This is a genomic window from Bradyrhizobium cosmicum, from assembly GCF_032290525.1.
Taxonomy (GTDB): Bacteria; Pseudomonadota; Alphaproteobacteria; order Rhizobiales; family Xanthobacteraceae; genus Bradyrhizobium; species Bradyrhizobium cosmicum_A.
In genome coordinates, this window is sequence record NZ_JASXTA010000008.1 from 223,169 (window position 1) to 235,812 (window position 12,644).

A 12,644-nucleotide genomic window follows, 5' to 3' on the forward strand; every position below is an offset into this window, starting at 1 on the left:
GCGAAGACTCGGAGTTACCAGCTTGCACCACAACATTTCGCTGGGGTTATGGGTCCCCGCCTACGCGGGGACAACACCTCTAGCGGAACGGCGGTAACGCCCACTCACAACGCTACTTCGTCAGCAACGCATACGCTCCGGTCCAGCCGTCCGCCGGCGGATTGACCTGGAATTCCCTGATGCGCACTTCATAGAGCTTGAACAGCTTTTCCAGCGTGTCGGCGTCCTCGCTACGGCGGCCGCGCTCGATGGCGTCGAGTGCGCCCTGCCAGTCGCGGCTGCGGTAGCAGCCGAGCATCTCGATGGTAATGTTGCGCAGGCGCTGGAACGCGCCGGAATGCATCACGTCCTCGCGGCCGGCGATGGCGTAGATCACCTCCGGTTCGCTCTTGCCCTTGACCATGATGAAGTCGAGCTCGAGGATGGCGAACTTGTCCTTGGCGGCGAGCGCGGTCTTGGATCCGACGATGATCGGGAAGCCGTATTCCTTGGTCTGGCCCTCGAGGCGCGATGCAAGGTTCACACTGTCGCCGAGCACCGAATAGTTCTTCTTCAGGTCGGAACCCATGTTGCCGACGACGCCGATGCCGGTGTTGAGACCGATGCCGACATTGAGCGGGATGTAGACGTGGCCGCCGTCGGCGGCTTCCTGCTCGCGTTCCTTGTTGACCGTGTCGATCTGCTCCAGCATCTGGATCGCGGCTTCGCACGCGTTGACCTCGTGCTCGGTATCGTCGAGCGGCGCGTTCCAGAACGCCATGATGGCGTCGCCCATGTATTTGTCGATGTAGCCCTTCTCTTCGATGATGACGTCGGTCAACGGCGTCAGGAAGCGATTCATCAGCGCAATGAGCCCCTGCGGATCGTGCTTGTAGCTCTCCGAAATCGAGGTGAAGCCGCGCACGTCGGAGAACATGATCGTCATCTCGCGCTCCTCGCCGCCGAGCACGAGCTTCTCCGGCGACTGCACCAGCTGCTCCACCAGCACCGGCGACATATATTGCGCGAATTGTCCGCGGATCTGCACCCGCTGCCGCTGCTCGCGCACGAAGCTCGCGAAGATCAGCGTCAGATAGATCGCGGTGGTCGAGAGCAGCGGATAGGTGAAGTCGATCAAATAGCGGTACTGCGCGTAGAAGAACCAGGACACACCGACCAGGATAGCGGCGAAGGCAGCGCCGGCGAGCACGAGGCGCACGGGGCCGAGATTCGGCGTGAAGATGATGACGAGCAGGCCGATGACGAGCGCGGCGAGCAGCTCGACACCGAGGGCATAGTTCGGCTGCGAGATCACCGCGCCGCTCAGCACGCTCTCCAGCACCTGGGCATGGATTTCGACACCCGGCATGGTCGAGGACACCGGCGTGGTCTTGATGTCGTTCAAACCGACCGCGGAGGTGCCGACCAGCACCAGCTTGCCGGCGATTTTTGCAGGCGGCGCGGTGTTGTCGAGCACGTCCGCGGCGGAGACGTAGATCGAGGGATCCTGGCGCGCATAGTGCACCCAGAGCTGGCCGTTCCTGTCGGTCGGAATCTCCGCGCCCTTGAGACGCACGGCCCTGATGCCGGACTTGTCGGTGCGGACCAGCAGCGTCGGCGTTCCCGTGACGACGCGCAGGATCTCGAGGCTGAGCGAGGGCATGATGTTGCCTTGCGCGCGCATGATCATCGGCACGCGGCGGATCAGGCCGTCGCGTTCGGTCCTGATCGAGAACAGGCCACGCCCCGCCGCGACCTTCTCGATGACGGGCACGTTGCGCAGCAGGCCGGGGAATTCGAACATGAAGCGTTCGGGGTTCTCCTCCCCGACGGTGGCGACACCGGTGAACGGCAGCGTCTTGTCGAGCTCGGATGAGATCGCCCGCTGCCCGGTCTCGCCCAGCACCACGCGCGAGCGCTTGATCGCGTCGGCGAGGATCTGGTCGTTGCTTGGCAAATCGCGCAGCCTGGCACGGGTGGCCTCGTCGAGATAGCGCATCTGGCTGGCGACCAGGTCCGGATTGAGCCGGTCCGCTTCCGAGAACACCATGTCGAAGCCGATCACAACGGCGCCGTTAGCGGTGAGATTGAGGATTAGGTCGGCAATCCGCGTGCGCGGCCACGGCCACTGGCCAAGCTTGGCCAGGCTTTTGTCGTCGATGTCGACGATGGTGACCGGCCGCGCCGCCTTGTGGCGCGGGTCGATCAGCTGAAACATGTCAAACGTGCGCAGCCGCAATTCCTGGATCGGCGGCGGATCCCACAGCCGGGCGCCGGCGAACAGGATCAGCAGCGCAAGGCACATCAGCCGCGCAAGGCCGAACTTCCGCGCAAACCACCGCCGCAGGATCTTGAGACGTTTCATGGTGGTTGAATATCACGCTTTCGCGGCGAACGGCAGCGCGGATCAGGCTTGCAGACGGCCGGCCGCGCCGCTCAAGCGGCGATCAGGCATGGAGTATGTCGCTCGCCTGAAGACTGCTGATGCCCTTCAAGAGAATTGTATCTGCTGCATCGATCGTGATCAGGGTGTCGGCCGTCCCGGACGCCGCCACATGTTGGGTCATCCACGCCCCGATGTCGCCGATCGCCCCTAAGGCCGTCAGGTCGATATGGTCCGTACCGGAGGTGAAGTCCAATATCTTGTCGTGGTTGGAGTTGGCCGCGAACACGAACTGGTCCTGATAGCCGGTCCCGAACAACACGTCCTTGCCGGTCGTGCTGGCGAGCGTCACCGGGCACTCTTCCGTCAGGTTGAAGATCAGATTGACCGTGTCGGTCGCACCGTGACCGTCGGTCACGGTGACTGCGACCTTGTCGGTCGCAGGGCCGTCCCACGGCTCGGAGTAGGTCAGCTCCTGGAGCGCCGAATTGACGTTGGCGAGGGTATCCGTCGTCGAGGAGGGGTCCACACTAGTGCCGGAATCCGCCGTCGCGGTGAGCGTGAAGCTTTCATCGGTGCCGGCATCGACGTCGGTGATCGAGAGCCCGTGGACGAAGACCTGGTCTCCCTCCTGCGTAACGCTGATCTGATCGGTATTGACGACAGGCGCGTCGTTCGCACCGTCCACGTCCACCGTGAGCGTCGCCGTGGCGGTGGCGTTATGCGCGTCCGTCGTCTGTACCGTGAACGTATCTGTATGGGGCCCGTCCGGCAGCGCGTTGATCGACGCCGCGTCGGGAACATAGGTGTAGCTGCCGTCGGGGTTGACCGTCAGAGCCCCGTACAGACTCGTCGCTGTCCCATGGCTATCCGCGTTCTGAACAGCGTAGGTCAGCGTGTCGCCCGTGTCGACATCGGTCGCGGCCAACTGGCCGGTGAAATCGGAGAAGTGGTCCACGATGGCCGTGTCGGTGAGCATCCCGATGCTGCCATCGGACAATGCCGGCGCGTCGTTGGCGCCGGTCACGTTCACCTTGAACGTCGCCGTGCCGACAGCGCCCTGCGCGTCCGTGGTCTGGACCGTGAACGTGTCAAAATAATCTCCTTCCGAGAGCGCGTTGATCGCCCCGGCATTCGGAACGTACTTGTAGGTGCCGCTGTCGTCGACCGTCAGCGCGCCGTAATCACCAGCGAGCGTCGCCACTGCGGTCGCCCCATCCAGCACGGCATAATGCAGCGTTGCCGTCTCGCCATGGTCGGCGTCGGTCCCGACCAGCGTCCCCGTGATATGCGAGAAGGTGTCGGAGATAGCTGTATCGACGAGCGGACCAGTCGTCACCGCGGCCAGTGCCGGCGCGTCGTTCTTGCCGGCGACCGTGATCGTGACGTCGGCCGTGTCGGTCTTGCCGTAATCGTCGGTGAGCGTGATGGTGGAGACCATCTTTGCGGTCTGGTCCCTGGCCAGGAAATCCAGAACGCCGTCGGCGATCGAATAACTCCAGGTGACCGTGCCGTTGTTCAGGCCGGCCTGTGGCAGAAGCGTCAGCCCGCTCTTGAGCGCAGCGATCTCGTCGAGTGTCAGCGATGCGGTGAGGTCGGTGCTGTGATCGGCGCCGAGCGAGGTCACGGCCTGGCCCGTGATCTGTGCGGTCGGCAGATCGGTCAGGTCGATGTCGGTGAAACCGATCGCGCCGGTCGCGGGCGTTGAAGTATCGATCGTGGCGAAGTCGCCAGTGGTGTCCGCCTGTTCGGAGACGCTGGCGGCCAGCACCCCGCCGTCGGTGATGGCCGGCGCGTCGTCGTCGGCATGGATCGTGATCAGCGTGTGACCGCCCTCATCACTGCCCGCGAAGTGCGCGTTGCGATAGTCTCCGACGAGCGTCAGACTGATGCTCTGGCCATCGTCGCCGGTGACGGTCAGCACGCCGCCGCTCTCGGGATGGTCCGCATCGGGGACGTAGACCGCGCTGGTGCCCAGCCCGTACTTGATCATGGTCAGGTCGATCTTGTCGTTCGCGGACAGCTCCGCGATCGAGCCGCCGAACGTCGCCGTATCGATCTCGAGTTCGGCGCCGTCGCCGTCGAGCGTGATCGTCTGCGAGACCGCGCCCTTGACCTCGAGCGTCGCATCGGCATCGACGATGACCGAGGCCGTGATCGAGCCCGACAGCGAGCCAAACAGCGTCAGCGTCCCGGTGTGAACCTCGATTGATCCGGTGCCGGTGTTGACGATGTTGCCCTTGATCGACGCGGTGCCCCAGCTATCGATGTCATCGTAATTCTCGATGCTCAGCCCGGTCCCGGAGATCGACGCACCGTGCAGATCGATATCACCATGGTTGATGATCGAGGACGCATTGCCGAACACGCTGCTGCCGGCAACCGTCCAGGTGCCGCCGGCATTGTTGTTGAACGTCGCGGTGGCGACCGAGATATTGCCGTTGATGTCGCCGTTGTTGTTGATGATGATGGCGCCGCCGGTCTCGACGATCGCATAGGTCGCCGCGGTCACGGTGCCGGCATCGTCGGGCCCGATGGTGCCGGAATTGTGGATCGTCGCCGTGCCGGACGTGTTCTCCTGGATATAGATCGCCGCGTGAGCGGTCGGAGCCACGATCGAGCCGGTATTGGTGATATGCGTCGAGCCGGTCGCGCCGGCCTCGTTCTGGGTGACGCTGATGCCGGCCAGGCTCGTGCTGGCGATATCACCATCGTTGACGATGGTGATATCGCCCGCGCCAGTTGCAAGGGCGGCCAGGCCGACAGCGCCTGTGGCGGAGCCTTCATTGGTGACGCTGACATCGCCGCCGCCGTGATCGAAGGCGCCGATCGCGGTGCCGGCAGCGGCAATCGATGAAAGCGCGCCGGTCGTGACCGTGACGTCGCCGGCGCCCCAGGTGAACGCCTCGATGCCATAGCCCGCGGCAGCGGTGATCGTCGCGTCGCTGGTGACGATGACATCACCGTGGACGGCACCCGAGAAAGTGCCGTTCCCGCCAGGCTTGTAGCCGGCGATGATCGCGCCGGGGGTCGTGCCGTCGTTGTTGAGCGTGGAGCCGGAATGGATGATGCCGTGCGCCTCGACAGCGATCGTGCTGCCGATGCCGCTTGCGATCGCGGTCGCGAAGTTGACGGCCACGATGCCCGAGCTGCCGGACGTGATGCTGTCGCCGTTCGCCATGGTGACGCTGATGTCGCCCTGGTCGACGCTGTAGGCCCGAATGCCGTAGCTCGTCGCACCCGAGATCGTGACATTCTCGCCGAGCGTGACGGTCACGTCGCCGGTGCCGCCGCTCAATGCCGCGGCGTTGATGCCGACGCTCTGGGAGCCCGACACAGCGATCGTCGTCCCGGCGAAGCTGTTCACGGTGACGTCGCCGTTCCCGTAATTATAGGCATTGATGCCGTAACCGGCCGAGGCGGTGATGTTGGCGTGGTTATTGACGACGACCGTGCCATAGACGCCGGTGTTTGCGCTGGTGCCGTTCGTGGCGCCGGTGTAGCCGGCTTCGATGCCGCCCGGCAAATTGCCGCTCAGGTTCGGGCTGCTGCCCGAATTGATCGCGCCGGAGGTGTTGACGGTGATGGTGCTGCCGGATGCCGCGCCGAGCGCGGTCGCGCGATTGACGGCGACGATGCCGGAGCTGCCCGAGGTGATGGTGCTGCCGGCCTCCGTCGTGACGGTCTGGCTGCCACTGCCATAGCTGCGCGACCGGATACCGTAAGTGGAGCCGCCCGTGATCGTGCCGCCGGCGTCGATCATGACGTCGCCACCGCCCAGGGTGACCACGTCGAGGCCGTACGAGCCGCCCACGGCACCGCCGAGCTGGGTGATCGAGATGTTGCCGCCGTTCGCGCTGTTCAAATTCTCGACGAAAACGCCGACCGAATTCGCACCGGTGCCGCTCGCCTTGCCGGTGATGTTGTTGACCGTGATATCGCCGGCGCCGGTAGCGCTGTCGCGCAGCGTGATGCCGTTGCCGGCGAACCCCTTGATATCCCCGGTCGCGGTCAGCGAGATGTCGCCGGTGCCGTTCTGCGTCACGACCACGCCACCGGCCGCGCCGGTCAGATTTCCCGTGGGCGTGAGGACGATGTCGGCAGGCTTGGCAAGCGTGCCGCCCGACGCGGTGAAGCCGAGCGCGTTGCCGCTCGACGTCGTGATGTCGGCCGCGCCCGTGATGGTGAACGTGCCGCCCGTCGACGACTGGCCGGCGATGGTGCCGGTAAAGCTCTGGCCCGCGACCTTGTCGAGCTTGAGCGTGTCGGCGCCGCCGGCGAACGTGACTGTCTGTGCCGTGGCTCCGGCAAGCTCCAGCGTCGCGCCGTCGTCGATGATCAGCGAGCCGATGCCGGTGATGCCGCCGGACAGGTTGAGCGTGCCGGCCTGGACCTCGATGGTGCCGGTGTTGGTAACGCTGCCTGTGACCGTATTGAGGCCGACGCTGTAGAGATTTCCGGCATTGGTCAGGCTGCCGCCGTTGATCGAGACGTCGGTCAGATAGAGCTTCGAGGTGCCGTCGACCGCGATCGTCGCGCCGGTATTGGCGATGGTGGCGGTCGTCAGCTTCAGCGCGCCGCCGGTCACTGCCTCGATCCGGCCGTGATTGGTGATGGCGTGAAGAATGCCGGGATCGATCGTCAGCGTTCCGCTGGTGACGGAGATCGTGCCCGCGCCGGCAATGGTGATGTCGGCGTTGTCGACGGCGCTCGTGCCGGTCGATTCCAGCGTACCTGCGACCGTCACCGTACCACCGTCGATCGTTGCACTGACGAGATCGAGCGTGGAGCCCGTTCCGACCGACACCGTACCGCCGGTGTTGGTCACCGTCATCCCGATCAGCTTCAGCGTGCCAGCATCGGTCGCCGCCAGGGCGCCGGTGTTGGTGACGTTCTGATGGTCGATGTCGAGCTCGGCGCCCTTCGCCTGAAGCGTGCCGGCATTGGCAATGGCGGTCGAAGTCGTGGCGGCAAGCGTCAGCAGGCCGCCAATCGCTTCGATCAGGCCATTGTTGGTGATGGACGCATTGGTGGCCGTGGTCGTGCCGGTCGAAGCCAGCGTGCCGGAGACGTTCAGCGCGCCCCCCGTCAGGCTCGCACCGTTCAGCGTCAGCTTCTTGCTTGCGTCGACCTTGACGGCGCCGTGGTTGGCGATCGCCGTGCCCGCAACGGTCGCGTCGCCGAACGTCAGCGCGATGCCGTTCTCGACCGTCACCGCGCCCTGATTCAGCGTCGCATCGCCGCCGATCTTGCTGTCGCCGGTAATGTCGATCGTGCCGCCCTGCGCGCCGCTGTAATTGTTGATCGTGCCGCCTGATATCTCGGTGCCGGACAGCGTCAGCGTCTGGCCATCGTCGATCTCGATGACGTGGCCGCTGTTGGTCAGGACGTCGTTGAGCAGCGTCGCGGCGCCGGCGATCTCCAGCGTGCCGTTGTTGGTGATCGCGCCCTTTGACGCGGCGGATGCGCCCTTGATCGTGGCGCCGTCCTTGAGCTTGACGGTGTTGGCGAGCGCGATGCTGGAATTGTCGGTGATGAGGGTGCCGGAGACGGTGACGCCGTCCAGCGTCAGCGCGGCGTCGGCGGTGATCGCGCTGACGCTGACCGTGGCCCCGCCGTCGATCTTGCTGTCGCCGCTGACATCGATCGTGCCGGCGCCCGTGATGGCACCGCCGCTGATCGTGGCCTCGTCCAGCGTCAGCGCGGCGCCACCGTCGACGGTGATGCTGCCGGCCGAATTGGCAACGGTCGAGCCCTGATCGATCGCGAGCGCGCCGCCCGCCACCACTTCGATGGCGCCGGCATTGGTGACGATCTCGTCATCCAGCGCATTGCCGCTGCCGCTGACCTTGAACGTCGCGTTGTTGTTCAGGATGCCGCCGCTCAGCACGGCGTTGCCGGTCAGATCGATCTCGCCGTTGCCGGTGACCGTACCGGCGCCGCTGATGGTGGCAGCATTGACGGTCAGCTTGCCGGCGGCATCGACGGTGACCGCGCCGCTGTTGGTGACACTGGAACCCTGGTCGACGGTCAGCCAGCCATTCGCCAGCACCTTGATCGTGCCGCTCAAGGTGTTGGAGACGGTCTCATTGGCGAATTCGGCCGTGCCCTTGACGTTGACGGTGCCGGAATTGTTCAGCGCGCCGTTCTCGATCAGGCTGGCGCCGTCGAGCTCCAGCGTGCCCAGAATGGCGACGGTGCCGCGATCGATCGTCGTGCCGTCGACGATCAGCGTCGTGCCGGCACCGGCCTTCAACGTGCCGCCGGCATTGTGGATTTCGGCGAGCGTCTTCAGCGTGCCACCGGACAGCTCGATCGTGCCCGAATTGGTGATCGTAGTGCCGCCGGCGAAATCGCCACCGCCTGCGAGCGTCAGATAGCCGGCATTGGTGAATACGGCCGTGTCCAGGATCTCGGCCTTGCCGCCGACGGACATCGTGCCGGTCGCGGCATTGGTAAAGATCGAGTCCGCGCTCATGTTGAGCGCACCCGAGATCGTAAACGAGCTTTGGTTGATCACTTTCGGCGGCGGCCCACCGAAATCGTTCATCGTCACCGACTTCGCATAAGCGGCCGTGTCGATCGTCACCGGATAGGACGGCGTCAGGCCGTGCAGTTGATCGGTGATGACGATGACGTCGTCGTCGATGGTCGGGACCGTGCCGGTTGCCCAGTTGGCCGCGTCCTTCCAGAACCCGCCGGAGGGAACGCCGGGCTTGTCGGTCGCGATCCACACCACCGCGGGCGCGTCGGTGCCGGTGATGGTGACGGTGATGGTCTGCTGCGAAATGGCGCCCTCCGCATCCGTCAGCGTCACGGTGTAGACCAGCGTCAGCACCGCGTCCTTCGGGATGAAGTCGGCGAGATAGACCGGCAGATCGGCCAGCGACCAGTTGATGGTGCCGGTGCCATCGCCGGTGCTGTCGGCGCCCGCTGCGATCGCGACCGACATCGCGCTCTGGAATGCCGCGAGCGGGCCCGGCGGCACCGTGCCGTCAGGTAGGGTCGCGCTGGTCAGCGCCACCGAGACCGTATGCTTGTCGGTGAGATCTACATCGGTGAAGTCCAGCGTGCCCGAGGTCGGAACATCGCTGGTGAGCGGACCACCCGGCACGCTGGTGCCGCCTTCGAAGGTGATGGCCGGAACGTTGGTGGAGATCACCGGCTTATCGTTGGTCCCCGTGATCGTGATGGTGATCGGGATGAAGGCGGTTTCAGGGCTGACCGAGAAATTGTTGTCGATGCGGACCATATAGGTCAGCGTCAGGGTTTCGCCGGCCGCGAGGAAGTCGAAGACGTGGTCCGGAATTGTGTAGGTCCAGACCGCCGAGCCGTTGTTGTTGTTAGCACCGTCGGGGACGACGTTGATCTGGATCTGCGTCGCCGCGATGTCCTGCTTCTGCAGAGTGCTGAGCGAGCCGGTGACGTCCTGATGGCCGGCGCTCTGGTAGATGAAATTCGGCGCGCCCGCGAGACTCACGCTCACCGTCGGCCGATCGCCCAGATTTTGGTCGAGGAAGGTGATCCGGCCGGAGACCGTGTCGAAATCCGTGGTGTCACCGGTCTTGCCAGCGCGCTCGGTCAGCGCAAACGCCGACGTCACATTGCCGTTGGCATCGAGACTTCGGGAAAGAGGCGGGCCGGGAATACGGTTGCTGGTCTGCGGCGTATGGCCCGGCCCGTCCGATCCCTGCGGGTTGAGGTTCGTGAATGTCGCGATCACGACAGCGCCGGACCCAGACTTGAACACCAGGTCCTGGCTGGTCGGCGTGAGCGTGTCGGTGAAGTGGGTCAGCTTGGTGTTGGTGTTGTTGTCGGTGAACTTCAGCGTGAACACGTCCGTGATCAGCTTCTGAATGTCCGGCGACATCAGCGCGTTGGAGATCGAGACGTTGCCGCCGCTGATCTGGATCATCTGGCCGGCCTGGTTGACGGTCGCGATCGGCAGCAGCGTGACCTTGTCGAACAGGATGTAGGAGCCCGTCGTACCGTTCGGCTCGACCAGCACCTGGAAGCTCGCCTGCGGCTGCGGATCGCCGCCGCCGGCGGGAACGACGAAGTTGATCTGGGTCAGCACTGCCGTGCCGCGGATGCCCATGGTGGCGACCGGCGTGTCGATCTTCATGTCGCCATGCTTGGCGGTCTCGCCGGCGACAAAGGTGATGGTGCCGGCGACGAGGCTCAGCAGCGAGGAGTTGCTCGACCCGTTGGGGTCGTAGACCATCTCGTTCAGCACCATCCGCGCATTGGAGGACAGGCCGAACACGGTGCCGTCGATGAAGGTGATGCCGAGCGTCGAGTCGCCGCCGGTCGAGACCACGTCGCCCTTCTCGACATTGTCGCCATTGTTCAGGATGACCGAGACGCCGTTGCGGATCGCGGTTGCGCTGCCGGACAGCTTGGTGACGTGGCCGATGACCTGCGCCGCGGCAATGCCGCCAGCGGCCTGCGCATATTGCACATGACCCGTCAGCGCGTTGACGATATCGCCGGTGAGGTGGGCGCCATCGGGCGAGGCGATCGCCGCGCGCTTGTCACCCCTGAAATAGTCGTGAACGACGAACTCGTGCCCGTCGTGGGACAGCACCAGATCGAGGCCCGCGCGCTTGAATTCGCCGTTGAAGATCAGGTTCGGGTCGGGAACAACGAACGCGCCGTCAGGCACGTGACCTTGCGCCTTCGCGATAAACGGCTTGGCTGCAAAGGAATCGACATGGACATTGGCAGGGGAACTGGAACCCTGACCGTCCAACGAAATCGCGGCGTCAAATTTGCCAGCGTAATTCAATCGGGCACCAAAAAAAGGGGTTAAAATCTATGTAAGTATCGCTCGCCTAAACTTGCATATCATTACCAAGTCCTTAGCGAAACCACCTATTGCTTGTGTGATTTCGCATCACCAAGCGGTCGATGCCCCTGAGCGGCTGGGCGACCGTAGAGGAGCTAAAGTAGTTTTTGAAATACTTGTCAGTAAAGCGGCGCCATTTTTCGGTCATTTCAAGTCACCCCATGTATTCTAGTGTAAAAGTGCACAACAGATACTTATGTCATCTTTTCTTCGTGGTGCCCTGCAGCATCCTGCGGCAAATACGGGGCCAAATCTGTGATCCAACTAACAGAACCCGTGAAATAGCGGGTCGTTAGCCATAGGCGCAGAATTGGCACTCTCACAACTTCTGCTTGCAATTGGCTCCGTTTAGCGCTTGCGGGGCCCTCCTAGCCTCCGATTCGTAAAATTTTACGCAATTTGGCCAAGCCCGTTTCAGCCTGTCCCTCGGTTTTGAGACCCCTGCCGGGCGCGTTAAGCAGAACAAAACGGCCCGTCTCGCACTATCTCCGCGAAAGCAACAAAGCCCGGCACGTTCAGGTCTAGGGGACCTGACGAAGCCGGAAGGGGATGTCAGATGGAGACCGCTGCTCGCTCGCGCACCTTTCGCGCAATCCTTGTCCTGTGCGGATTGATCCTGCTCGGATCGGCCGCCGACCTCCGCGCCGGCACGCTGCTGTCGCCGGGAGCAGGCGTCCTCGTCCGCAAATCCGCCGAACCGTTCGGCGTGTTCGCCTTCGCCATCTCGTCCGGCAGCCTGCAACAGAAATGGTTCGCGCTGAGGCAGAAGCTCGACGACGACATGGTGCAGCTCGCGCTGTGCGACGGCGACCGGGACAATTGCGCCTCGCCCGCGGCACTCAAGCTGCTCTCCATCGTCGACCAGGCCCGCAGCCGTGACGGCCGCGCGCGGTTGGGCGAGACCAATCGCGCCATCAATCTGGCCATCCGGGCCGCCGATGACGGCTCCGACGACGTCTGGAGCTCGCCGCTCGCGACCTTCACGCGGGGCGCCGGCGACTGCGAAGACTATGCCATCGCCAAGCTGGCCGCGCTGCGGCTCGCTGGCGTCGCCAATGAGGATCTCCGCATCGTCGTGGTGCGCGACGTCAGGGCCGGTGCAGAGCATGCGGTTGCCGCAGCCAAGCTCGACGGCCATTGGCTGATGCTCGACAACCGCCGCATGGCGATGGTCGAGGACGACGCCGCGCGCACTTACCAACCGCTGTTCGTGCTCTATCCATCGGCCGTGATGAAATATGTCGACGAACCGGTGCGGTTGTCGGTGGCGGCTGCCGAGGCGCAGTAATTGATCTTGTAGCCTGGATGGAGCGCAATCGGGGACTCCGACCGCTGGCACTGGCCCTGGATTGCGCTTGCGCTCCATCCGGGCTTTTGGGTCTCGTACCAACCACCCGCCACAAAACCATTCCACCGCGCGATCCGGGACGCTAG

Annotated in this window: 3 protein-coding genes; 1 reads left to right on the top strand and 2 read right to left on the bottom strand. The window is 64.2% G+C overall.

Annotation, left to right across the window (positions count from 1 at the left end; translation table 11 throughout):
- Positions 1–112: 112 nt before the first annotated feature.
- On the bottom strand, positions 113–2,344 hold the full coding sequence (locus QSV46_RS17155) for an adenylate/guanylate cyclase domain-containing protein (RefSeq protein ID WP_314953087.1): 2,232 nt from the start codon (positions 2,342–2,344) through the stop codon (positions 113–115).
- A gap of 82 nt (positions 2,345–2,426) precedes the next feature.
- On the bottom strand, positions 2,427–11,027 hold the full coding sequence (locus QSV46_RS17160; protein WP_409997176.1) for a VCBS domain-containing protein: 8,601 nt from the start codon (positions 11,025–11,027) through the stop codon (positions 2,427–2,429).
- A 739-nt stretch (positions 11,028–11,766) separates the two neighbouring features.
- Here QSV46_RS17160 and QSV46_RS17165 point away from each other — a divergent pair.
- Positions 11,767–12,498: a transglutaminase-like cysteine peptidase gene (locus QSV46_RS17165; protein WP_314953091.1), complete on the top strand. Its 732-nt coding sequence runs from the start codon at positions 11,767–11,769 to the stop codon at positions 12,496–12,498.
- The last annotated feature ends 146 nt before the right edge of the window (positions 12,499–12,644 follow it).